The 23972-nt window shown below is 37.6% G+C and carries 26 protein-coding genes; 4 read left to right on the top strand and 22 right to left on the bottom strand.

Annotated elements, in window-relative coordinates:
* Positions 1–15 precede the first annotated feature (15 nt).
* The 16 genes from ppaX to ABH955_RS19035 all read right to left on the bottom strand — a co-directional run bounded on the left by ppaX (position 16) and on the right by ABH955_RS19035 (position 13232).
* On the bottom strand, positions 16–663 hold the full coding sequence (ppaX, locus tag ABH955_RS19110; RefSeq protein WP_002112826.1) for a pyrophosphatase PpaX: 648 nt from the start codon (positions 661–663) through the stop codon (positions 16–18).
* A 66-nt stretch (positions 664–729) separates the two neighbouring features.
* A complete protein-coding gene (gene lgt, locus ABH955_RS19105; protein ID WP_002016090.1) occupies positions 730–1542 on the bottom strand; it encodes a prolipoprotein diacylglyceryl transferase in 813 nt (270 codons plus the stop codon).
* Positions 1543–1566: 24 nt separating this feature from the next.
* Positions 1567–2496, bottom strand: coding sequence for an HPr(Ser) kinase/phosphatase (gene hprK / locus ABH955_RS19100; RefSeq protein ID WP_002016091.1), 930 nt, complete (start codon positions 2494–2496; stop codon positions 1567–1569).
* A gap of 156 nt (positions 2497–2652) precedes the next feature.
* Positions 2653–3033 carry a phage holin family protein gene (locus ABH955_RS19095; protein ID WP_002089574.1) on the bottom strand — a complete coding sequence of 127 codons (381 nt, stop codon included), beginning with the start codon at positions 3031–3033 and terminating at the stop codon, positions 2653–2655.
* Positions 3034–3147: 114 nt separating this feature from the next.
* Complete coding sequence (locus ABH955_RS19090) at positions 3148–3597, bottom strand: DUF4275 family protein (protein ID WP_404454589.1); 450 nt, start codon at positions 3595–3597, stop codon at positions 3148–3150.
* A 59-nt stretch (positions 3598–3656) separates the two neighbouring features.
* Positions 3657–6527, bottom strand: a complete 2871-nt coding sequence (gene uvrA / locus ABH955_RS19085) for an excinuclease ABC subunit UvrA (protein WP_002016096.1) — start codon at positions 6525–6527, stop codon at positions 3657–3659.
* 5 nt (positions 6528–6532) lie between these two features.
* A complete protein-coding gene (gene uvrB, locus ABH955_RS19080) occupies positions 6533–8509 on the bottom strand; it encodes an excinuclease ABC subunit B (RefSeq protein WP_002016097.1) in 1977 nt (658 codons plus the stop codon).
* 150 nt (positions 8510–8659) lie between these two features.
* A complete protein-coding gene (locus tag ABH955_RS19075) occupies positions 8660–9091 on the bottom strand; it encodes a DUF4362 domain-containing protein (RefSeq protein ID WP_404454910.1) in 432 nt (143 codons plus the stop codon).
* A 46-nt stretch (positions 9092–9137) separates the two neighbouring features.
* Complete coding sequence (locus ABH955_RS19070; RefSeq protein ID WP_404454592.1) at positions 9138–9758, bottom strand: hypothetical protein; 621 nt, start codon at positions 9756–9758, stop codon at positions 9138–9140.
* Positions 9755–10516: a MerR family transcriptional regulator gene (locus ABH955_RS19065; RefSeq protein ID WP_404454595.1), complete on the bottom strand. Its 762-nt coding sequence runs from the start codon at positions 10514–10516 to the stop codon at positions 9755–9757. Before ABH955_RS19065 ends, ABH955_RS19070 begins: the two co-directional genes overlap by 4 nt.
* Before the next feature lie 100 nt (positions 10517–10616).
* On the bottom strand, positions 10617–10844 hold the full coding sequence (locus ABH955_RS19060; RefSeq protein ID WP_404454598.1) for a hypothetical protein: 228 nt from the start codon (positions 10842–10844) through the stop codon (positions 10617–10619).
* A 16-nt stretch (positions 10845–10860) separates the two neighbouring features.
* Positions 10861–11253: a hypothetical protein gene (locus ABH955_RS19055; protein WP_012261978.1), complete on the bottom strand. Its 393-nt coding sequence runs from the start codon at positions 11251–11253 to the stop codon at positions 10861–10863.
* The gene (locus tag ABH955_RS19050; protein WP_002143738.1) at positions 11250–11471 is read right to left on the bottom strand and encodes a hypothetical protein; all 222 of its coding nucleotides are present in this window, start codon (positions 11469–11471) and stop codon (positions 11250–11252) included. The genes ABH955_RS19055 and ABH955_RS19050 overlap by 4 nt, the downstream gene beginning before the upstream one ends.
* A 17-nt stretch (positions 11472–11488) precedes the next feature.
* Entirely contained in the window at positions 11489–11878 is a 390-nt protein-coding gene (locus ABH955_RS19045; protein WP_404454601.1) for a hypothetical protein, read from the bottom strand.
* Positions 11879–11889: 11 nt separating this feature from the next.
* Positions 11890–12087, bottom strand: a complete 198-nt coding sequence (locus ABH955_RS19040; protein WP_002143740.1) for a helix-turn-helix transcriptional regulator — start codon at positions 12085–12087, stop codon at positions 11890–11892.
* Positions 12088–12209: 122 nt separating this feature from the next.
* Positions 12210–13232 (bottom strand): YeiH family protein, encoded by a 1023-nt coding sequence (locus tag ABH955_RS19035; protein WP_404491490.1) that lies wholly within the window; start codon positions 13230–13232, stop codon positions 12210–12212.
* Between the two features lie 152 nt (positions 13233–13384).
* On the opposite strand from ABH955_RS19035, the gene ABH955_RS19030 reads away from it, so the two are divergent.
* The 4 genes from ABH955_RS19030 (at position 13385) to abc-f (ending at position 17148) form a co-directional block, all read left to right on the top strand.
* A complete protein-coding gene (locus ABH955_RS19030) occupies positions 13385–14278 on the top strand; it encodes a LysR family transcriptional regulator (RefSeq protein WP_044439365.1) in 894 nt (297 codons plus the stop codon).
* A 51-nt stretch (positions 14279–14329) separates the two neighbouring features.
* Positions 14330–14698 carry a MerR family transcriptional regulator gene (locus tag ABH955_RS19025; RefSeq protein WP_002016114.1) on the top strand — a complete coding sequence of 123 codons (369 nt, stop codon included), beginning with the start codon at positions 14330–14332 and terminating at the stop codon, positions 14696–14698.
* Between the two features lie 4 nt (positions 14699–14702).
* On the top strand, positions 14703–15248 hold the full coding sequence (locus ABH955_RS19020; protein ID WP_404454608.1) for a flavodoxin family protein: 546 nt from the start codon (positions 14703–14705) through the stop codon (positions 15246–15248).
* A gap of 265 nt (positions 15249–15513) precedes the next feature.
* Positions 15514–17148, top strand: coding sequence for a ribosomal protection-like ABC-F family protein (gene abc-f / locus ABH955_RS19015; protein ID WP_404491489.1), 1635 nt, complete (start codon positions 15514–15516; stop codon positions 17146–17148).
* A gap of 133 nt (positions 17149–17281) precedes the next feature.
* Here the strand turns inward: abc-f and ABH955_RS19010 are convergent, their stop codons facing one another.
* From ABH955_RS19010 to ftsE, 6 genes are all read right to left on the bottom strand, one after another.
* On the bottom strand, positions 17282–17593 hold the full coding sequence (locus tag ABH955_RS19010; protein WP_002068307.1) for a heavy metal-binding domain-containing protein: 312 nt from the start codon (positions 17591–17593) through the stop codon (positions 17282–17284).
* 65 nt (positions 17594–17658) lie between these two features.
* Positions 17659–19374 carry an ABC transporter ATP-binding protein gene (locus tag ABH955_RS19005; protein WP_002089591.1) on the bottom strand — a complete coding sequence of 572 codons (1716 nt, stop codon included), beginning with the start codon at positions 19372–19374 and terminating at the stop codon, positions 17659–17661.
* 128 nt (positions 19375–19502) lie between these two features.
* On the bottom strand, positions 19503–20687 hold the full coding sequence (locus ABH955_RS19000) for a PDZ domain-containing protein (RefSeq protein ID WP_404454614.1): 1185 nt from the start codon (positions 20685–20687) through the stop codon (positions 19503–19505).
* A 95-nt stretch (positions 20688–20782) separates the two neighbouring features.
* Positions 20783–22219, bottom strand: coding sequence for a S41 family peptidase (locus ABH955_RS18995; RefSeq protein ID WP_012261984.1), 1437 nt, complete (start codon positions 22217–22219; stop codon positions 20783–20785).
* A gap of 118 nt (positions 22220–22337) precedes the next feature.
* The gene (gene ftsX, locus ABH955_RS18990; RefSeq protein ID WP_002089596.1) at positions 22338–23231 is read right to left on the bottom strand and encodes a permease-like cell division protein FtsX; all 894 of its coding nucleotides are present in this window, start codon (positions 23229–23231) and stop codon (positions 22338–22340) included.
* Positions 23221–23907 (bottom strand): cell division ATP-binding protein FtsE, encoded by a 687-nt coding sequence (gene ftsE / locus ABH955_RS18985; protein ID WP_002016128.1) that lies wholly within the window; start codon positions 23905–23907, stop codon positions 23221–23223. Before ftsE ends, ftsX begins: the two co-directional genes overlap by 11 nt.
* Between the last annotated feature and the right edge of the window lie 65 nt (positions 23908–23972).

Here is a 23972-nt window from a genome sequence, read left to right as displayed (position 1 = left end):
CCGGCAGGAATCTTACTACCCGTTAATGCGGGACAAAATCGGTAGTAAATCACTCATTTTATCTAGCACATAATCTGGTTTATACGCTTCTAAATACGCTCTACCTTTCAATGTCCATGAAACCGCTACTGTTTTCGTACCTGCATTTTGTCCACCGACGATATCATGATGATTATCACCAACCATCAATGTTTCTTCTGGCTTTGCATCTAATAATTCGAGTGCTTTTTGAAGTGGTTCTGGATGTGGTTTCACATGTTCCACATCATCAATCGTCACGACAACATCAAAAAACTGATCCAGTTTCGAAAGCTTTAATCCCATTTCAACCGTCTGTCTCGCTTTCGTTGTAACGATGCCGATCTTATAACCTTGCTTCTTCAATTCTTGAACCGTTTCATATACAGTTTCATACTCTTCCACTAATTCATCATGATGCTCATGATTAAATTGACGATAACATGTAATCATCTCTTCAACCTTACTTGCATCAATCTTACTAAAAGTATCATGCAAAGATGGACCGATAAATGGCAATACATCTTCACGCTTATACTGATTAGAATAATAGTGATTTAACGTATGTAAAAAAGAAGAGATAATAAGTTCATTTGTATTAATTAACGTTCCATCTAAATCAAATAACACTGTATTTATTTTCATCGTCCTTAATCCTTTCATTACCTGAATATGAAAGAAGCAGCATCTTATATAAGATGCTACTTTTCTCTAATTTTCTAAATATCTTTTATCAGCTTGCCCCATTTTTCGTCTCACAATAATGAAAATGATAGAAATAACAACAATTCCAATAGACATTACTTGTGCAATACGAAGTGGTCCTAGCATTAAACTATCTGTACGCAAACCTTCTACGAAGAAGCGTCCCACTGAATACCAAATTAAATATGTGAAGAATAATTCACCACGGCGTAAATTCACTTTTCGTAACGCGAGTAGTAAAATAACGCCTGCAAAGTTCCATAATGATTCATATAAAAACGTTGGGTGATAATACACACCATCAATGTACATTTGATTAATAATGAAATCCGGTAAATGAAGACCTTCTAAAAACTGTCTCGTCACTTCATCACCATGCGCCTCTTGGTTCATAAAGTTTCCCCATCGGCCAATTGCTTGTCCTAGTAAAATACTCGGCGCAGCAATATCCGCTAACTTCCAGAATGAAAGCCCGCGTCGTTTCGCAAAAAGGATTCCTGTAATAACAGCCCCGATTAAACCACCATGAATCGCCAAACCACCTTGACGAATATTAATAATTTGACTCGGATTTTGCGAATAATATTCCCATTCAAAAACGACATAATACATTCTCGCAAAAAGAATGGCAATTGGTACTGCGATTAATACAAGGTCGATAAATGTATCTTTGTGAATACCAAGCCTTTCTCCCTCGCGAGTTGCTAGCCAAAGACCTAATAGCACACCTGTACCGATAATAACCCCATACCAATAAACAGGGAACGGCCCAAGTTGGACTGCTATACGGTCAAGCTGTGGTACAGAACCTAACAGCATATATATGACCTCCCTCTCCAGAGTCTACTCTTGATTTCCTAACTCAATCGCACTCATTAATCGTTCAGAGAACTGTTGTGCCGCATTGACTCCCATACGTTTTAATCTGAAGTTCATCGCTGCTACTTCAATAATAACAGCCAAGTTTCGACCAGGACGAACTGGAAGTGTAATCTTCGTAAGTTCTGTATCAATAATCTTCATCTTCTCTTCATCAAGACCTAAGCGATCATAATTTTTCTTTTGATCCCAAATTTCAAGATTAATAACAAGTGTAATACGTTTATAATTTCGTACTGCCCCTGCACCGAATAACGTCATTACGTTAATGATACCTAGACCACGAATTTCTAATAAGTGCTCAATTAAATCAGGTGAGCTCCCTACTAATGTATCTTCATCTTCTTGACGAATTTCTACGCTATCATCCGCAACAAGGCGGTGACCACGCTTTACAAGTTCAAGCGCTGTCTCACTTTTCCCGACACCACTTTGACCTGTAATTAAAACACCAACACCATAAATATCTACTAACACACCATGAACAGCTGTTGTTGGCGCTAACTTACCTTCTAAATAGTTTGTTAAACGACTTGATAATCTCGTCGTCGTTTGAGCAGAACGTAATAAAGGCACGCCTGATTCACGTGATGCTTGTAATAACTCATCCGGTACATCTTGATTACGAGTTACAATAATACAAGGCGTCTCCTCAGTACAAAGCGCTTTCATTCTCTCTTGCTTTTGCTCTGTCGTTAACGTATCAAAGAACGTAAGCTCCGTTTTTCCAAGAAGCTGCACGCGATCAGCTGGATAATATGTAAAAAATCCTGCCATTTCAATTCCAGGTCGCGATAAATCACTCGTATCAATCGGACGATGAATCCCTTCTTCACCACTTACTAACTCCAATTGAAATTGTTCAATTAAATCTTTTGTCCTTACTTTCGGCATATGTATAAACCTCCACTCCGCTGCGGGTTCAGTCTCATTTGATGTAAAATTCCATTCTATCGGATATTGTACCATTTTTTTCTGGAAACAAGAAACTCGGTTTCTAATAAATAGAAAAAAACATTTCATATGAATCATGAAATGTTTTTCTTTTTGTCATTTTCTCTTTTTTTCATGTAATGGTTCAACAATTACTTTTTCAATTATCATATTAAAAATAGAAATACAAATTGCCGCAACAATCGCTACACCAAATCCAGATATATTAAAGGCGTCTCCTAATAACGAATCCGTCATCTTTAACGTAATCGCATTAATAACAATTAAGAAGAAACCGAAAGTTACAAGAGTAATCGGTAGCGTAATTAAGATTAAAAGCGGCTTTACAAATACGTTTAAAATCGCCAATATAATACTCGCAATAATTGCAGTTTGTATATTTGCTATGTAAAATGCGTCTGGTGCAACCCCTTTTAAAAGTCCGGATACAGCGATTAACACAACGCTATTTACAAGAAGTGATACAATCCATCTCATTTCCTTACACATCCTTTTAACATATATATTTCATCATACGCTAATAGACAATAAACGCAAGTATCATACAAATACTTATACCAACTTATTCTATTCTTTACGCTTGTATACCTACTAACATTTCCTAGTAAAATAAGGACCACACCATCTATGTTCGTGCGTTTTCACAAAGGTCCAAGTAAAGTCTTTGTCTACAATATATATATCACCTTTATACGCATCGTCTGTCTCCCGTAATATATCCTCCATATGTAATAAACTTGCATCCTTTATTAGCAGTGCATCATCACAATGTTGATAGAATATGTAACAATCCTTTTTCACTTCATTATGAAACGCTCTCTCTGCTGCTTCACCTTCTAAACATTTCTTCTTTTCATAACTAAATATGTGCCACAAATAACCACAGCTATATTTATCCCCGTACAAATGAATCTCTTCTTTCTCTTCATAACTCAAATGATTCGCAAAGTTATCCTCCCAGCGTTTTCTAAAGTATATTCCCCACTTTTGAAACTCTCTCACCTTCATATTTTTCTTTCTCAAAACATCTAAAAACTCCATTTTATCCCCCTATGAAATAAAAACCGAGTGTACTTCCCACTCGGTTTTCATAAATAAACTTATTGCGATAATTCTACTTCTTTTATCTTCTCTTTCATTCTTGCTTTATCACGATCTAAAATCTCTTTTAAATACTTACCTGTATAAGAGCGCTCTTCTTTCACTACTTGCTCTGGCGTTCCGGAAGCAACGATTTGTCCGCCTTTGTCTCCGCCTTCTGGTCCAAGGTCAATAATATAATCAGCTGTTTTAATAACATCTAAATTATGCTCAATTACAAGTACCGTCTCACCACTCTCAACAAGACGTTGCAACACTTCTAGAAGGCGTGCAATATCATGTGCATGTAAGCCAGTCGTTGGCTCATCTAAAATGTATAACGTACGCCCTGTAGAACGACGATGTAATTCAGAAGCTAATTTCACACGCTGCGCCTCACCACCTGATAACGTCGTAGCTGGTTGTCCTAATTTCATATAACCAAGCCCTACATCTACAAGAGTTTGAAGTTTACGCTTAATTTTCGGGATATTAGCAAAGAACTCTACCCCATCTTCAATTGTCATCCCTAACACTTCAGAAATATTCTTATCTTTATATTTCACTTCTAACGTTTCACGGTTGTAACGTTTACCGTGACAAACTTCACATGGAACATACACGTCTGGTAAGAAATGCATTTCGATTTTAATAATTCCATCACCGCGGCACGCTTCACAACGGCCGCCTTTTACGTTAAAGCTGAAACGTCCTTTTTGATACCCACGTACTTTCGCTTCATTCGTGTGCGCAAATACATCACGAATATCATCAAATACGCCAGTGTATGTCGCCGGATTTGAACGTGGTGTACGCCCGATTGGTGATTGATCAATATCAATAACTTTATCTAACTGCTCAAGACCTTTAATTTCTTTATGAGCCCCTGGCTTTGCTTTCGCTTTATATAGCTTTTGAGCTAATGATTTGTATAGTACTTCATTAATTATCGTACTTTTTCCAGAGCCAGATACGCCTGTTACTGCTACAAATGTTCCTAGAGGGAATGACATTTTCGCATTCTTTAAGTTATTTTCTTTCGCACCGACAATCTCCACTTTACGTCCGTCACCTTTACGTCTTTCAAGTGGTACCGGAATAAACTCTTTACCGCTTAAATATTTCCCAGTTAATGAATTCTCGTCTTGCATAACTTCAGCTGGTGTACCTGCTGATACAACTTGACCACCATGAATACCTGCACCAGGTCCGATATCAAGTAAATAATCAGCAGCCATCATCGTATCTTCATCATGCTCAACAACAATTAACGTATTTCCTAAATCACGCATTTCCTGCAATGTACGAATAAGACGATCATTATCACGCTGATGCAAACCAATAGAAGGCTCATCAAGAATGTAAAGTACGCCAGTAAGGCGAGAACCAATTTGTGTCGCTAAACGAATACGCTGCGCCTCACCACCTGATAAAGTTCCTGCGGCACGACTTAACGTTAAATAATCTAAACCGACGTTCACTAAGAACCCAACACGTTCCTGAATTTCTCTTAAAATTAAATGAGCAATTTTTTGTTGTTTCTCCGTTAACTCAACAGTTGAGAAGAACTCCTGTACTTCTTGAACAGAATATTTCGTTACATCGGCAATCGTTTTATCACCAACGAACACAGCTAAACTCTCAGGCTTTAAGCGTCCACCTTTACACTTCGGACAAGCTTGCTCTGCCATATATTTCTCCATTTGCTCACGAATATAATCAGAACTCGTCTCACGATAACGACGCTCAATATTCGGAATAACACCTTCAAATAAAATCTCATTTTCCTTTACTTGACCAAATTCATTCACATAGCGGAAATAAAGCTTCTCTTCCCCGCTTCCGTACAGCACTTTATCAAATAAATCCTTCGGTATATCTTTCACCGGCATATCCATATCGATGCCGTAATGATTACACACAGATTTTAATAATTGCGGGTAATATTGTGAACTTGTCGGTTCCCAAGGAGCAATCGCATGTTCATTTAATGATACATCCCAGTTCGGAATAACAAGTTCTAAATCTACCTCTAACTTCGATCCAAGTCCATCACAAGAAGGACACGCGCCGAACGGACTATTAAACGAGAACATACGCGGCTCTAATTCTCCGATTGAAAAACCACAATGTGGGCAAGCATGATGTTCACTAAATAGAAGTTCTTCCTCTCCCATTACATCGATTAAAACTCGGCCCCCGCCAAGCTTTAAAGCACTTTCTAGTGAATCTGCAAGTCGGCTTGCAATTCCTTCTTTCACAACAATACGGTCAATAACAACTTCAATTGAATGCTTCTTATTTTTTTCTAAAGTAATCTCTTCAGATACATCCAGCATCTCTCCATCAACGCGCACACGAACATAACCTTGCTTCTTAATATCTTCTAATACTTTCGCATGCGCACCTTTACGCCCAGACACGATAGGCGCTAATACTTGCAACTTCGTACGTTCAGGATATTCAAGAACACGGTCTACCATCTGTTCCACTGTTTGTGATGTAATTTCAATTCCATGATTCGGACAAATCGGCGTACCAATTCGTGCGAATAATAAACGTAAATAATCATAAATCTCCGTTACCGTTCCAACCGTTGAACGAGGATTACGACTCGTCGTTTTTTGATCAATTGAAATCGCTGGAGATAAACCTTCAATCATATCAACATCCGGCTTATCCATTTGCCCTAAAAACTGGCGCGCATACGCAGATAAAGATTCCACGTATCTACGCTGTCCCTCTGCATAAATCGTATCGAATGCTAACGATGATTTCCCCGAACCAGACAATCCCGTCACAACAACAAGCTGATTTCTCGGAATGGTTACGTCAATATTTTTTAAATTATGCGCTCTAGCACCTTTTACAACAATAAAATCTTTACTCACTCTTTTCACCCTTCCGCTTTTAATTCTAATAGTAAATCTCTTAATTCAGCTGCACGCTCGAAATCTAATGCCTTTGCTGCTTCTTTCATCTCTGCTTCCATCTTCGCAATTGTATTTTCACGTTCTTTTTTCGTCATCTTCTTAGCTGGTGTTGCTTCATATATTTCCGTATCCTCAGCTGCTGTTGTCGCACGAATAACGTCACGTACTCCTTTTTGAATCGTTTTCGGCGTAATACCATGCTTTTCATTGTAAGCTTCTTGTATACTACGACGACGCTGTGTTTCTTCAATTGCAATTCCCATTGATCTCGTTATGCGATCTGCGTACATAATAACGCGGCCGTTTGCATTACGCGCCGCACGACCAATTGTTTGAATTAATGAACGCTCTGAACGTAGGAACCCTTCCTTATCAGCATCTAAAATAGCTACAAGTGATACTTCTGGAATATCTAATCCTTCTCGTAATAAGTTAATACCGACAAGTACATCAAACTTACCAAGGCGAAGATCACGGATAATTTCAATACGCTCTAATGTTTTAATTTCAGAGTGAAGATAATTCACTTTAATTCCTACATCTTTTAAATAGTCCGTTAAATCCTCTGACATTTTCTTCGTTAAAGTCGTAATTAATACACGTTCATTTTTCGCAATCCGGTCATGGATTTCTCCTAATAAATCATCTATTTGTCCTTCAATTGGTCGTATATCAATTGGTGGATCTAAAAGCCCTGTTGGACGAATAATTTGTTCTATTGCTTTCGGTGACTGCTCTAACTCGTACGGTCCTGGCGTTGCCGAAACGTAAATAACTTGATTCGTTTTCTCTTCAAACTCATCAAACGTGAGCGGTCTATTATCTAAAGCTGATGGCAGACGGAATCCATGATCAACAAGCACTTGCTTACGTGCTTGGTCCCCGTTATACATCGCTCTTACTTGCGGAACCGATACATGCGACTCATCCATAACGATTAAGAAATCCTCTGGAAAATAATCTAAAAGCGTATACGGCGTTGAACCTGCTGGACGAAGTGTTAAATGACGGGAATAGTTTTCAATCCCTGAACAAAAGCCCATCTCTCGCATCATTTCTAAATCATAACGCGTTCGCTGTTCTATGCGCTGCGCCTCTAACAACTTACCGTTATCATTTAATTCTTTTAAACGCTCTTCTAATTCTTTTTCGATATTTTCAATAGCGACCTTCAGCTTTTCTTCACGTGTAACGAAGTGAGATGCCGGGAAGATTGCTACATGATCACGTTCTGCTAATACTTCACCCGTTAATGCATTTACTTCTCGAATACGATCTATTTCATCCCCAAAAAATTCAATTCGAATACAATGCTCATCAAGTGATGCGGGGAAGATTTCAACTACATCCCCGCGCACACGGAATGTACCACGCTTAAAATCAATATCATTACGTCCATACTGTACATCAACAAGTTCACGAAGCAATTGATTGCGGTCCTTTTCCATACCAACTCGTAGCGAAACAACTAACTCGCGGTATTCTTCCGGAGAACCTAAACCGTATATGCACGAAACACTCGCAACGATAATAACATCATCTCTTTCAAATAAAGAAGACGTTGCCGAGTGGCGTAATTTATCAATTTCATCGTTAATTTGCGCATCTTTTTCAATAAACGTATCCGTATGTGGTACGTACGCTTCCGGCTGATAATAATCGTAATAACTAACAAAATACTCCACAGAATTGTTAGGAAAGAAATCTTTCAGCTCACTATATAACTGTCCTGCTAACGTTTTATTATGAGCCATTACAAGTGTTGGCTTCTGCACTTCTTTAATGACATTTGAAATCGTAAATGTCTTACCCGTTCCTGTCGCTCCAAGCAACACTTGCTTTTTCTTTCCACTATTAATTCCCTCTACAAGCTTCTCTATCGCTCCCGGCTGATCACCTTGCGGGGAATACTCTGAGATAATTTCAAATGGATGTTCCAACTAAAAACCGACCTCCTCATAAAAATCTGTATTATTATTTTACCACGAATGCCCATAAAAAACCTAAAAAAACGAACAGATATTCGGTAAAATTTTCGACAAGATATACATAAAAAAAGAAGGAATAAATACTTCCTTCCCCTACTAACTCTATTTTTTAAGTACATATAATAAGTCATATCCATTGCGCCCATTTTCATTCGTACAATCTATTAACCTATATGCCGTTTCTGATTCACGTTGCTCTTTAACAATCCTTTTACAACTATCTTTATGTAACCCTTTATGGTCACCAGCAAATTGATCTTGCCTATTATCTAACACATAAAGTATATCTTTCTCACTATGCTCTAACGTTTGAAAAATCGGGTCACCTTCATGTGTATACTGTACAATTCTTATTTTATCAGCTTTCCCTTGTTCCACATTCCAAATGAACTTTTCGAATTTATCTAGATTAGAAATTTCTGCCCACTTCGCAAAGACATCATTCTTCCTATCAATTGCACTGTTAGGTTGTGAACATGCTACTAAACTAAAGAGAAATAAGCATATGAAACCTGTTCTTTTTCCTGTTGTTATCCTCTCCTATACAAACTATTGGTATACTAGAAAAAGCTACTTTCCTCTATGAAAGTAGCTTCTTGTTTCCTTTCTCCTTCTTCGGAAAAATAGCATATGAAAATGAAATCACAGTATCCACTAAAAGAATAATAGCCCACACTTTGCTTACACGGCTTGCTGTTTTATTTAAAACGATTCCTGACTCTAACCAATTTCCCCACTGCTCTACCGGAATAAGCCCATACATGAAGAAAAAGAATATATGAACCGCAACAAACAAAATAAGATGTAAAACCCAATTTTTTATTTCCTGCTTCGCATGCGCCATCCCTGTTACTTCAAGTGGTTCTTCGATAATAGGCGCCGGTTCATTCCGCCACTTCGCAACTAATTTTTGTACATATATATCTAATTTCTTCAAATCCTTTTTCCCATAAAAAACTGCATATAATAAAATGATTACCGTAATGATTTGAAAATTAGAGAACTTCCCTGTTTGATAATAGTCCACTACCCCTAAAGTTAAAATAAACACTTCATTTACGAGGAGTACAATCCCCATAATAAAACTCGCCTTTTTCAAACGGAATCCGTAACGAAGTAAAAAGAAACCGATAGCTGATAACCAAAATACAATTTCTGCCCCAATTAAAAAATACCAACGATATTCTGCGAGTATACTCATTTATCCCTCTCCTTCTCATCATATATACGAAAAGCCTCATCCATATATAATAAAAGTTCTTCTTCAATTGGATACATGCTCATTTTCTGTGAATCTTCCTTCGATTTTCTAACTTCCCATAACTTATCTAAAAACGCTTCGTCACCATTGGCCATTTCTAAACACTTCTGCATTAATCTCTTCGTTGCCCCTTGTACCTCATCACTCGCGGCTTCTTTGCCGTCTTTCATAAAAGTACGTAATTGCTTTAATAAATCTACCCATTCTAAAATATTCGGATCCTCTTCACTCATATTCGGCAAGTTATGAAGCAATTTTTGTTCTTCCTTTGAAAATACTTCATTTTGAAACATTTCACGTATACGAGACGACTGTTTCGAAAGCTGAATAAGTTCAAACATAACTTTCCAATCAAGTTCTCCTTCCACATCTACCGAATAAACAACAGCTTGTAAAACACGCTCCATTCGATTGAATTTCTTTTGTTCTTCCTGTACAAACCGAAGTTGTTTTTCAAGAGAATCCTTTAAGTTAAGCTCACCTTTTACTAACATATTCGCAGCCTCTTTTAATGAAAATCCCATTTCCTTTAAAAACAAAATTTGTTGTAGTCGAATGACATCAGTTTCACTATATAACCGATGTCCACCCTCCGTTTTCCCGCTCGGCTTTAATAAATCTATTTGATCATAATAACGTAATGTACGTACTGTTACCCCTGTCTCTTTCGTCAATTGTTGTATTGAAATCACTACCATCACCTCTTCCCCTTCATTATAAAAGATGACGTTACGTAACTTTCAAGACTTTTGTAAAAAAAATACAAAAAGCTGTTTATACTCTTTGTATCAACAGCTTTTACGGAAATAATCCCTTTTGTATAGAGCGCCCACAAAATAAAATAAGTGCGCCAACAACAACACTCGTTGCTGTTTTATGATAATGAGTTGAAACTAATAAATAATATGATAAACCTACAGTACCAAGCATAATACAAATACTTGGCACTGGATTACGAGAGAAATTTTGCATCCCCCAAAACAAAGCAAAAATAGCCGTAGCGACACATAATACCGGTAATCCCATCCCAGTTCCCCTTTTTCTATCTATTCCTTGTTGCTAACACACTCGTCGATGCCATACTTATTAATAAACCAAAAATAGCAATATATAATAACTCATTTACATGCACTGCTTGCCTATCTAAATACTTATTTACACAAAGATACATAATGAACAAGAAAATGAAGCTTGTAATACAAATCGTAAAATACGACTTTATCTTATTCACAACTCGCTCATCAATCGACGGTACTCCCTCTTCTTTCAAACGCTTTTGTTCTCTATATTCCGAAATACCATATAAAATGACTAGTGCTACATTTGAAATCAATATCGCTCCCCACGAAATATTTAAAATGACTAAACTTGTATTTAAAATAAGCCCCGCTAAAGATAAGCTTCCTATAAACCTCATAACTTCTTGCTTATTCATGTATTACCAGCCTCTTTCTTATTTCTATACTTCCACTTCGGCCAATAATTCACAAAGAAATAAACAAACTGTCCTAATACAAATAAAACAAATGGCATGCCCGCATTTCCATAAACAATTAAATTATACAAACTCCATACCGCTAAACTCATTGTTAAAAACAACCCTAAATATTTAAACGCTTTATCCGACTGAAATCTCTCAAACTCATCTTGCATTTTCATTCCTCCTATCGTTATGCCCGTTTTCCCGCCATTACTCCTATGATGAGACTACCCGCAAATAAGGAACTACATATCATAAATATTTCTTGCACTGGTATAACAGCTCTGCCTATTGCTTTACTCGCAACAATATAAACAATAAGCAATAAAAACGCGCATACAAATGAAACATTTACATACCTTTTTATGTTTTCATTTACTCGCTCATCTATATCTGGAAGTTCTTCTTTTTTGTACTTACGCTTTTTGTAATACACACACACTATCAAAAATGCAATTGCTAAAATGTTACTCACTACGATTGATAAAATTGGTATAGCCGGATTCATAATATGAACTACAATGTCTCCCAAAAACAATCCAAAAGTCACACCGGTAAATAATTTTTTAGTATCGTTCATTTTTTCTCCCCTTACTCTAGCGTAAATATTTCCTCCACCTTCATCCCAAAATATTTGGCGATTTTTAAGGATAACTCTAGACTCGGGTTATAATGATGGTTTTCAATCGCCACAATTGTCTGCCGCGTCACTTGCATCGCCTTTGCCATTTCAACTTGCGTTATATGATTTTGCTTTCTTAACTCTTTTATTGTATTTTTTACACCCATAGGCTCCACCTTCGAAAGTAAAGATATCTTTACTTTAATTATAAATATTTTCCAATTGCAAGTAAAGATATCTTTACAAAAAAAGGTAAAAAAAGAGACACCTATAAGATGCCTCTTTGCTACTACATAAATCCTAATGCATATACAAGAACGTACCCAAGAACAGATAAGCAAACCGAGCCAATCAATCCTGCCACGAATGCCCTACTTCCTAATTTGCGGAACGTTTTAAACTCTACATTTAAACCTAGCCCTGCCATTGCCATTGCAATAAGCATGTACGCAATTACTACAATATATCCGGCAACAACTTCTGGGATAATCCCAATCGAATGCACCGCACTCATTGCTAAAAATCCGAAGATGAACCAAGGAATCGGAAGGTCGCGCCACGATCTTTTTTCCTTGCTTTCCTCGCTCTTACCAAACCATAATCCAATTAAAATCGCTACTGGCACAAGCATCGCTACGCGCGTTAATTTCACAATAACCGCGATATCTACAGCCGTGCTACCTCCTGGCGCCGCCGCAGCGATAACGTGAGCAATTTCGTGCAATGTCGCACCTGAAAACACCCCGTAACCGTACGGTGAGAAGCCAAGCACTGGGTATAATAGCGTATAAATAAGTGTAAATATTGTACCTAAAATTGCAATAATTGCTGCCCCGACTGCTGCTTCTTCATCTTTCGCTTTCACTTGCGGTGCAATTGCCACGACCGCTGCCGCACCACAAATTGCCGTCCCACATGCTGTTAAAATCCCAAGTTTCTTTTCTACTTTAAATACTTTCGTTAGTCCATATACAACGAAAATTGTAAATGTAATAACAACCGCTGCGATGACCAATACTTTCGGCCCCGCCTTCGCAATATCTACAAGATTTAACCGCATTCCAAGTAAAATAATCCCAAAGCGAAGCAACTTCTTACTCGCAAAGTTCGTTCCCACTATCGCTTCTTGAGGAATCCCGATTGCCGCGCGCCAAACCATCCCGATTAGAATAGCGATTACTAATTGTCCCATAATATTTAAAAATGGAAGCTCTGCTAAATATTTCGCGGCGATTGCGATTAATAACGTAATCCCAATACCTTGCGAAAATCCAAAGCCCTTCTTCTTTTGTATAACAAGTGTTTGTTCCACTTTGTACCACCCCAATAATCGTATTGGAACATGCATGTTCTTTCTAGTTACATTATAAGAGAGTTTTAATAATAAGTTTAATATCAATATTTAATCCCTATCATCAGAAATACTTATGATAAAATAAAAGCAAAAATAAAGGGGCCTAACAAATGAACGTCGACATTTTAAAGATTTTTGTTACTGTCGTTGAACAAAAACATTTTTCGCGTGCTGCGGAACTATTAAACCTTTCACAACCTGGCGTTAGTATGCACATTCGCAACCTGGAAAATGAATTTGGGACTACACTTATTCAGCGGTCCCCAAAGCACGTCCAAGTTACGGAAGCTGGAAACATATTATACATACACGCAAAGCAAATGCTTTCACTTTATGAAGATGCAAAACAGGAAATTAATGCGCTGCATAACGTCGTAACAGGGACACTTCGCATCGGCGCTAGCTTTACAATTGGCGAATACTTACTTCCAAAAATACTTGCGCGCTTTGCCAATGAAAATGCACACGTCGAAGTTCATACATTTATCTCCAATACGGAAGAAGTTTTGCAAAGCCTCCGCTCTAATCAAATTGATATCGGCTTAGTGGAAGGCCAAGTCGTATACGCTGACGTAGATGTTGAAACTTTTATGCAAGATGAAATGAAACTCGTCGTCCCGCCAAACCACCCATTGCTCCATATCGAGGGAATTAACGAAAATACATTGCAAGATCAAGTCTGGGTATTAAGGGAGAGCGGCTCTGGCACACGTGCCTATAGCGATCGCTTTATACACCAACATCATTTAAAAATGAAACGCTTCTTTACATTTAGCAGTATTCAAAGCGTGAAGGAAGCCGTTGCAGCCGGTCTTGGCATCGCTATCCTTTCAGATTGGACTGTTCGAAAAGAACTATTAGCACAAGAAATATTCCACATCCCTGTTCCTAACGAAGAGCTAATCCGTCCATTCTCCATCGTGCGCGGCAAATATTTTATCCCGTCTAAAGCTATTCAAGTCTTTTTAAAACACGTAGATTCTTTTGCGAAAAAACAGAGTTGACCTTCACATTAGTGTGAAGGTTTACAATACATGTAAAAGGAGTGAAACGCATTGCGAATTGGAGAGTTATCAAAAGAAACTGGGGTTAGCGAAAGGGCACTAAGACATTATGAAGAAAAGGGATTACTTCCTTCGAAACGCCTAGCAAATGGCTACCGTGATTTTGATGAAAGTGCAATCGAAAAAGTAGAGCTGATTCAAATGTACTTGCAAATCGGCTTAAATTTAGAAGAAACAGAACGAATGCTACGTTGCCTTGAAATCGAGCCACATCTCTACGAAAATCCGTGTAGTAGTATCCTTGCACTTTACGAAGACAAACTTGATGAGGTAACGAAGCAAATCACATTACTTTCCAACATTCAAACGAATTTACAAAAACACGTTTCACTCCTAAAACAAGCAAAAGAAAAGGGATGATTACATGTTTGTTATACATGGCAGTTCAAGACAAAACGGAAATACGGAAGCTTTAACACATATGGTGATTGATGGGATTGAAACAGAACAAATTTACTTGCGTGATCATATCGTCCACCCAATCATAGATCAGCGCCATGATGTAGAAGGATTTCAACCTGTAAATGATGATTACGAGCAGTTAACCAAACGCATGCTAGAGCACGACACGATTATCTTCGCTACACCGCTATACTGGTACGGAATGAGCGGCCACATGAAGAACTTCGTTGATCGCTGGTCACAAAGCTTGCGTAATAAATCTCTTCATTTCAAAGAAAAAATGAAAGGCAAAAAAATGTACGTTGTCATCGTTGGCGGAGACAGTCCAAAACTGAAAGCATTGCCGCTTATCGCCCAGTTTCAATATATCTTTGATTTTGTTGGTTCATCATTTGAAGGGTATATTATTGGGGATGCGAATGGACTAGATGAAATCAAGAACGATGCTGAGGTGCTGGCAAAAGCACAATTGTATAATAATAAATTCAAAAATAGCACACAGAAATAAGTTTGACAAATCCATTTGTATGCGCATACAATAAAAATAATATTATGAAAGGAAGGTACTTTGACCAATGAAGTTCTAATTCTCTTATTTATTTCATCCATCACAAATAGTGAACAAAAATGATGAAAACTAGCAGAGGATTAGTCTGTCCATTTGTCGATACTTTCTTTCGATACGATCATGTAAAAAATCGTTTATTTATGTACGATTTTTACATTGAAGGGCGACATTTATCCTCTCTAGTGAAACTAGGGAGGTTTTTTTTATGACTATTTTAATCGCACGTAATATCGAAAAGAGCTTTGGTGATCGCACCATATTTACGTTACCATCACTAGAAATTCAAGCAAACGATCGTATAGGGATTGTCGGAGTCAACGGAGCTGGAAAATCTACGTTATTACAAATATTAAGTAAAGAAATAGAAGCTGACAAAGGCACAGTAACTCATCATAGTTCTATCGCCATCATTCCACAGCTTAGCGAGGGGATACCGGAAACCGCTTCTTCCCTCGCTAAGGGCAAATGGAATATTTCAAACGTCGCAAATTCAATGAGCGGCGGTGAACGAATGCGCCTAAAGATCGCCCATGCCCTCGAACAAGATGCAGGCATTCTATTTGCTGATGAGCCAACAAGTCACTTAGATATGTTCGGTACAGAGCAATTAGAAAAGGCACTTTTATCTTATAAAGGTGCACTTGTTTTAATATCGCATGATCGTGATCTTTTAGATGCCATATGTACAAAAATCATCGAAGTTGAAGACGGTACTATTCAAGAATATAAAGGTAATTATTCAAACTATCGAAAGCAAAAAGAACGTGAGCGAATACAAAAGCAAGCAGAATATGATCAATATATACAAGAAAAAAATCGGTTAGAACAGTCAATTTCACAAAGAAAGCAACGTGCTTCTAGCATGACAAAAATCCCAACAAGGTTCAGTTCATCTGAATCTAAACTTTATAAGTGCAGCGGGGCTCATGGGCAAGAAAATGTTAGCAAAGTAGCGAAAGCACTAGAAACACGCCTTGAAAAGTTGGAACAGAAAGAAAAACCGAAGGACTTTTCTCAAGCTCAGTTTGACGTACAATACCACACACCAATTCATAGTAAAGCAGTTGTTCAGTTTAATAAAACAACGAAGAAAATAGGGGATCGCACATTATTTAAAAATATGAATGGAACAATTGTCCCTGGGGCAAAGCTTGCTATTTTAGGGACAAACGGAAGCGGAAAAACAACTTTGTTCAAAATGCTTCTCACGAACGAGCGTGGCATTCAGCTTTCGAAAAGTTGTAAAATTGGATACTTTGAACAAACATTATCTATTTTAAAAACAGATAAAACAATTTTAGAAAACGTTCTAGAAGAAACAAACTATACAGAATCGTTCGTTCGAACAATACTTGCACGGCTCCTATTCCGCCGTGAAGATGTTCATAAACCTGTGCACATCTTAAGTGGTGGAGAACGAATGAAGGTTGCACTCGCAAAAGTATTTTTAGGAAACTATAATATGCTTCTGCTCGACGAACCGACAAACTATTTAGACTTGGCAACGCAAGAAGAATTAGAAAGCATGTTACAGGAGTATCCTGGTACAATATTTTTCATTAGCCATGACCGTGCCTTTATTCGTTCTGTTGCAAACCATATTCTACAAGTAGATGAGAGCGAACCAAGAATATTCCACGGCAATTACGAGCAATACACAAAAAGAACCACCCAAGCTTCTGTAAACGTTACTGAACAAGAATTATTACGATTACAAACAAAATTAACTGAAATCATCAGCCGGATTTCTATTCCAAATCAGCATGATGACATCACATTTCTCGAACAAGAATACGAAAAATTATTAGTTCGAATTCGGCAGTGTAAAGAAGCGCTCTAATGTCTTCCCCATATATCGACGGGACCTTCCACATTTCCCAAGAAATATCGAGGCTTCGACATAGAATATCACCCTACCTATCATGTTAGACACAATAACAACAAAAAGCCGTGCACCAGCACGGCTTTTCACTTTATATACGGACAGCAGTCCCACTCACCGCAACCATTAGCATTCCTTCGCGAACTACTTCGTAGTCCACGTCGATACCAACAATGGCGTTCGCATTTTTTTGTCTTGCGAGAGTTTTCATCTCTTCCATTGCAATGTCGCGCGCTTCTTTTAATTTACTTTCGTAGGCGCCTGCGCGACCACCGACAACGTCACGGACAGAAGCGAAAAGGTCACGCACGATATTCGCACCCATGATTGCTTCGCCATTAACGATATCGATATACTCAATAATTTCTTTCCCTTGAATTGTAGAAGTTGTTGTTACAATCATGCTTTATAGCCTCCCATATAAGATTTTCACTTACTTATGGTGCACTAATTCAGCAGAAATTATATTTACGAACTAAACTGCGCCTCATACAATCGGCTGTAACCCTCGCCTCGTTCGATTAGTTCCTCATGTGAACCTTGTTCTGCAATACCGTCTTTATTTACAACGACGATGCGATCTGCATTTTTAATAGTTGCAAGCCTGTGAGCGATAACTAATGTTGTACGACCGACAGATAGTTCTGCAAGTGATTTTTGGATAGCAAGTTCTGTCTCTGTATCTAGCGCAGAAGTTGCTTCATCTAAAATTAAAATTGGCGGGTTCTTCAAGAACATACGTGCAATCGCTAAGCGCTGCTTTTGTCCTCCTGAAAGTTTCACACCACGCTCACCGATAACTGTATCTAAACCGTCTGGTTGCGAGTAAATTAAGTCCTCTAGCTGAGCACGTTTTACCGCCTGCCAAATTTCAGATTCTGAAGCTTTTAAGTTTCCGTAAGCGATATTTTCACGAATTGTTCCTGAGAATAAGAAAACATCTTGCTGTACAATTCCGATTTGCTTACGAAGTGACGATAAAGTCATCTCTTTAGTGTCAATGCCATCAATTTGAATTGATCCAGATGAGTGTTCATAAAAACGAGGTAATAAACTACATAGTGTTGTTTTCCCTGCCCCTGATGGTCCAACGAAAGCAACTGTTTCACCTGCATGTATTTTCAAACTAATATCGTTTAAAATCGGCTCTTTATTTTCATATCCGAACGTGATGTTATTGTATTGAATATCGCCGTGTACATGTTTAACTTCTATTGCATCTTTAGAATCTACAATATCCGGCTCTGTTTCCAGAAGTTCTACATATCTTTTAAAACCAGCGATCCCTTTCGGATAACTTTCAATAACCGCATTAATTTTTTCAATTGGGCGGAAGAAAATATTCGTTAATAAAACAAATCCAATAAATCCACCGTACGTTAATTCACCTTGCAGAACAAACCATGTACCACATATTAATACAAAGAGTGTTACAAGACGCATCAGCATATAACTAATCGATGAATTTAACGCCATAATTTTATACGCCATTAATTTTGTTGTACGGAAACGAGCATTATTTACAGCAAATTGCTCTTTCTCAAACTTTTCATTTCCGAATGCTTGTACAACGCGGATACCACCTACATTGTTCTCGATACATGCATTGAAATCAGCAACGTCTGAGAATAAACGTCTAAACGTACCTGTCATTTTTTTATTGAAGTAAAGTGCCAACCATAATAAGAACGGGATTACGAAGAATGTTAGAAGTGCTAACTTCCAGTTAATCATCATCATAAATGAAAATGCTCCAACTAAAGTCATAATGGCAATGAATAAATCTTCTGGTCCATGGTGAGCAATTTCCCCAATTTCCATTAAATCGTTTGTAAGACGTGAAATTAAATGACCTGTTTTATTATTATCAAAAAATCTGAATGATAGCTTTTGAATGTGATCAAATAATTTCTGCCTCATATCTGTTTCAATGTTAACCCCAAGCATATGTCCCCAATATGTAACGACATATTGCAAACCTGCATTTAACACATAAACTACGAACAAGCCGAAACAAGCCCATAAAATAAGCGTCCAGTTTTGTCCTGGTAATAACTTATCAATAAATTGATTTACGATAAGCGGGAAACCAAGTTCGAGTAAACCTGCGATAACTGCACAGGAAAAATCGAGTACGAATAAACCTTTGTACGGTTTATAGTAAGAAAAAAATTTACGTAGCATATCTTTCCTCCCTTTTCCAAATTAAAAGACTCTCTAAATGATAACCATTATCAAATAATTATTCAAGTTATCCGTCTATGAAACTAAAAAAACCTTCATCTATATTTGATGAAGGTTTCCATTTTATTTTATATAGCTTCCGAATCCCACTCGTGCTCTTGCTGAACAAATACAACACCTAATTCATGATGTCCCCCGGCGTATAATGCCGTTTGAGCAAGACGAAGCTCACCATTTGTATCTACTACTTCTAATTTACAAAACGCTCCTGTCGTCTTCGTTTGAAGCGCGTCATAAAACTCTTCGGTACTTCTTGGAATGATTCCATTTACTTTCGTAATAACTTCTCCAGGTTTTAAATTCATCTCTGCCCCAATTGTATTAGGAATTGTATCTAACACAACAAGTCCATCATTACGTGCGGCAAAGTATGCTGGTCTTTTCTCGTCTGCAATTTTCTCTTGCATCGAGATTGTAAAGCGTCCAAGCATTGCGACTCCCATCGCGATAATTGCGAATACGTGCCACCAGTAACTTGCGATACCTAAAACGAGTACGAGCCCCGCTAAACCATAGACACGTCTTCCTGTAAATAATAAAGCTTCCGTCGGCTCATAACTTCTAACCTTTCTCATAAATCCAATTAAAAATGGAACGAGGAATAAAGAGTATGTAGTCGAACCTATTGAAACGACAGGCCACCAAGAAATAAATCCTGTCACCGCGTCTCCTGGTATAAGAATAAATACTGGTACAAGCCATAAACGATTGGATTCATGTAGTCCAATTCGTAGCCCACGCTTACCTTTGTTAATTTTTGGCGTAGAATAACGAACTGCATTTTTAGAGATTAATAAACCCTCTACAACGAGCATAACGCCTAGTAAAATAGCAAGGGATACAATCGTACCCTCTTCACCTTCTCCAAGCTGTAAGAAGGAAACTGGCATCTTAGACGATAACAACACGAGTGCAATCGCGATTCCGAAAGTATAAGCTACAGATAAATATCGATACATAGCAGTTAATCCGAATAATAACGTCCAAAGTAAAATTGCCCATAAACTCGCTTTTGAAACAACAAGCCCGAGTCCAATCGTAATAATAGATACGATTAATCCGTACCCAATACCTGCAAATAGAGTTGTTCGTAGTTCAAACCAAATATCATATACTTTAAAAGAAAAATCTTTTCGTTCTCGTAATATACGTAAGTATCCAACGAAGATACTACTAATTAAAAATACATAGACAGCAGGGTGTAAGAAAAAACGTCCAACTCCTCGTAGTATTTCAAAAATCCATGCCTCCACGAATTCATTCACCACCATTTATATCATTCTTTCTTTTTATTTTATCATATTTAACACATAAAAAAATACAGGCATCGAAGTGCCTGTATTCTTTCTTATTTCGCTATTAATTTCAATGCCGTCTGTAATTGTAAATCGTTTTCTCCAGAACGGATTTTTTCAATGATTTTAGTTTGAATCGCTTCAGCTGTCTTTTTATCGAGTTGTCCTGTTGCTTCCATCTCATTCGCATTTTGGAATGCTTTTAGTGCTGATTCTGTCTCTTTGCTAAAGTATCCATCTTCACGTCCTGGTACATATCCTAAGCTCTTAAGCATTTCTTGTGCGTGTTTTACTTGTACATCATTTGAATTGTATGAAAGTGTCTTTTCAATTTGAATTGGTGTCGCATGATAATAATCTGGTTGCTTCACTTCTACAGTTGGCGCGATTCCTTTTTTATGAATCCAATTGCCATCTGGTGTTAACCATTTAAACATTGTTAATTTAATGTTGCTGCCATCTTTAAATGGAACAGCCTGCTGAACAGTACCTTTACCAAACGTTTTTTCACCAATTAAATCGTATCCTTCTCCTTCTTTTAGCGCACCAGCTAAAATCTCTGAAGCAGAAGCACTTCCGTTATCAATTAATACTGAAATTGGATATGACTTTCTCTCTTTCAGTTCCGTAGAGAATTTCTTCTTCTCACCATTTCGCTGTTCTACTTGTAGCATTGGCTTTTTATCTGTCATGATGTCTCCTAGTATATCTTCTACACTATTTAAATAACCGCCAGGATTACCACGCACGTCAATAACTAAGCCTTTTATGTTTTTCTTCTCTAGCTCTTTTAACTGATCCTTAAATTCTTTCGCAGTATTTTCAGCGAAAGAAGTAATTTGCATATAACCGATATCTTTTCCGCTATCTTGCTTTACGGAACTAAATACAGTGAAAATCGGAATCTTTTCACGCTTAATTTTAAATTCTATCGGATCAGCCACTCCTGCGCGCTTAATTTCAATTGCAACAGTCGTTCCTTTTTTACCACGAATTTTTAATACTGCTTCTTCACGTGATAAATCTTTCACACTATTTCCATCTACAGATAAAATTTGGTCATTCGGTTTAATTCCTATCTTTTCTGCTGGTGAACCTTTAATTGGCGATACGATAATAAGCTTACCGTCCGTCTTGTTCACTTCAGCTCCAATCCCTTCAAGTTCAGGATCCAGTGACTGACTAAACTGTTTTGCCGTTTCTTTATCCATATACGTGGAATAAGGGTCCTTCAGCGTAGACAACATTCCCTGTATCGCACCTTCGACTAATTTGTCGTCTTTCACGTCTTCCACATAACGTGAATCAATTAGTGCATACGCCTCATTAATCTTTACCAAATTCCCTTGCGCTGTGCCAGCATTACCATTCGATACTGTTTGCGTTACATACGCTGGGTTTATCCCAAACCAGTACATACCACCAAACATCCCGCCAGCACCAATTAAAAATGCAACAACCATTCCAATAATTGCAACTCTACGTTTCAATGCGGAATTCCCCTTTCCAGAACACACAGGTGGTGTAGCAAAAGGCATCACACGATGTGTGATGCCTTTACCTATTTCTACTATATGATAAGCTTGTACGAATTATGTTTGCAACTTTTTATACTTTTAAGAAGCGACGAATTGACATTACACTTCCCCACATACCGATTAATGCACCGATTAACATTAATAAACCAGCTAATTGGAATACGAATGGGTTGTATGGTAGAAGCTCGAAAATTGTTCCGCCAAGTTTTTCATTAAACACACCTTGCAACGAATTATACATAACTAAAATTAGGCCAATTGGAATAATTGATCCTAATACTCCTAGGAATAATCCCTCTAACAAGAACGGCCAACGAATAAACCAGTTTGTTGCACCAACAAGTTTCATAATTTCAATCTCAGTACTACGAGCATAAATTGTAATTTTAATTGTGTTAGAGATTAAGAACATCGCTGTGAATAGAAGACCCGCAATTAACGCAATCCCGATGTTACGACCAGTTTTTACAGTATCAAATAATTTTTCAACTTGACCTTTACCGTATTGAACATTACTTACAAACTGCATTTTCTCAATCTTTTTCGCAATTGTTGCCGTATCTGTTGGTTCTTTCGCCTTTACAACAAATACGTTTTTCAGTGGGTTATCTTGCTCAAATAACTCGAACGTTTTTCCACTATCGCCTAAGCTTTTAATTAAACGTTTCAACTCTTCTTCTTTAGAAGAATATTTAATAGAATCTACTTTCGCAATTTTACTCATATCTTCTTCTAATTTCTTTTGATCAGCTTCTTTTGCTGCTGGATCAACATGCACACGAATTTCTACATCTTGCTCTACTTTCGTCGCAAAATGGTTCATATTCATAATCGCTGTCAAAAAGACACCTACAAGTAATAATGTAACTGTTACTGCACTTACAGAAGCAAATGTCATCCATCCGTTACGGGATAGATTTTTCACACCTTCTCGCAAATGTCGACTAAGGGTTTTAGCCTTCATATCCGTATCCTCCCTCAATCTCGTCTCGAACAATTCTTCCGCCTTCAATTGCAATTACACGATGACGAATTGTATTTACGATATCTGCGTTATGTGTCGCCATAACAATCGTTGTACCACGCTCATTAATACGTTTGAAAATCTTCATAATATCAAGAGCTGTTTCAATATCTAAGTTACCTGTTGGCTCATCGGCAATTACAACCTTTGGCTTATTTACAATCGCTCTTGCAATCGCCACACGTTGTTGCTCTCCGCCCGAAAGCTCATTTGGAAGTGCATCGGCACGCTCTTCAAGACCAACAAGACCTAACACTTCTGTAACGCGCTCACGAATCGCTTCCTTCTCTTCTTCAATTACTTCTAAAGCAAACGCAACATTCTCATATACCGTTAATTTAGGTAGCAATTTAAAATCTTGGAAAATTACGCCTAATTGACGACGGAAATACGGAACATCTCTTTCTGCTAATGTTTCAATTACAAGTCCATTTACATTAATTGATCCTGTAGATGGCTTCTCTTCACGATACATCATTTTAATAAATGTAGATTTTCCGGCTCCACTCGGTCCAACTACGTATACGAATTCACCTTGTTTAATGTTAACTGTGAGACCAGCAATGGCTTTCATACCATTTGGGTACTCCTTATAAACATTCGTCATTTTTATCATTATTTATCACCCAATACTTAATGATTTTTTTCGAAATACTTTTCTGTACATTTGAAAATAAAAAA

Origin of the sequence: Bacillus sp. RC240 (assembly GCF_044907945.1) — a bacterium.
GTDB classification, from domain to species: Bacteria; Bacillota; Bacilli; order Bacillales; family Bacillaceae_G; genus Bacillus_A; species Bacillus_A mycoides.
This window is presented reverse-complemented; position numbering and strand designations above follow the sequence as displayed.

Bases quoted from the DNA above. Each gene is read 5' to 3' on its own strand.
- ABH955_RS19040 (WP_002143740.1), bottom strand. From the start codon at position 12,087: ATGGGTGTAAAAAATACAATAAAAGAGTTAAGAAAGCAAAATCATATA.
- ABH955_RS19010 (WP_002068307.1), bottom strand. From the start codon at position 17,593: ATGATTGTAACAACAACTTCTACAATTCAAGGGAAAGAAATTATTGAG.
- ABH955_RS19045 (WP_404454601.1), bottom strand. From the start codon at position 11,878: ATGAACGATACTAAAAAATTATTTACCGGTGTGACTTTTGGATTGTTT.
- ftsE (WP_002016128.1), bottom strand. From the start codon at position 23,907: ATGATAAAAATGACGAATGTTTATAAGGAGTACCCAAATGGTATGAAA.
- ABH955_RS19070 (WP_404454592.1), bottom strand. From the start codon at position 9,758: ATGAGTATACTCGCAGAATATCGTTGGTATTTTTTAATTGGGGCAGAA.
- ABH955_RS19030 (WP_044439365.1), top strand. From the start codon at position 13,385: ATGAACGTCGACATTTTAAAGATTTTTGTTACTGTCGTTGAACAAAAA.
- ABH955_RS19050 (WP_002143738.1), bottom strand. From the start codon at position 11,471: ATGCAAGATGAGTTTGAGAGATTTCAGTCGGATAAAGCGTTTAAATAT.
- ABH955_RS19060 (WP_404454598.1), bottom strand. From the start codon at position 10,844: ATGGGATTACCGGTATTATGTGTCGCTACGGCTATTTTTGCTTTGTTT.
- hprK (WP_002016091.1), bottom strand. From the start codon at position 2,496: ATGCCGAAAGTAAGGACAAAAGATTTAATTGAACAATTTCAATTGGAG.
- ABH955_RS19065 (WP_404454595.1), bottom strand. From the start codon at position 10,516: ATGGTAGTGATTTCAATACAACAATTGACGAAAGAGACAGGGGTAACA.
- ABH955_RS19020 (WP_404454608.1), top strand. From the start codon at position 14,703: ATGTTTGTTATACATGGCAGTTCAAGACAAAACGGAAATACGGAAGCT.
- ftsX (WP_002089596.1), bottom strand. From the start codon at position 23,231: ATGAAGGCTAAAACCCTTAGTCGACATTTGCGAGAAGGTGTGAAAAAT.
- ABH955_RS19055 (WP_012261978.1), bottom strand. From the start codon at position 11,253: ATGAATAAGCAAGAAGTTATGAGGTTTATAGGAAGCTTATCTTTAGCG.
- ABH955_RS19005 (WP_002089591.1), bottom strand. From the start codon at position 19,374: ATGCTACGTAAATTTTTTTCTTACTATAAACCGTACAAAGGTTTATTC.
- ABH955_RS19095 (WP_002089574.1), bottom strand. From the start codon at position 3,033: ATGAGATGGATTGTATCACTTCTTGTAAATAGCGTTGTGTTAATCGCT.
- abc-f (WP_404491489.1), top strand. From the start codon at position 15,514: ATGACTATTTTAATCGCACGTAATATCGAAAAGAGCTTTGGTGATCGC.
- lgt (WP_002016090.1), bottom strand. From the start codon at position 1,542: ATGCTGTTAGGTTCTGTACCACAGCTTGACCGTATAGCAGTCCAACTT.
- ABH955_RS19090 (WP_404454589.1), bottom strand. From the start codon at position 3,597: ATGGAGTTTTTAGATGTTTTGAGAAAGAAAAATATGAAGGTGAGAGAG.
- ppaX (WP_002112826.1), bottom strand. From the start codon at position 663: ATGAAAATAAATACAGTGTTATTTGATTTAGATGGAACGTTAATTAAT.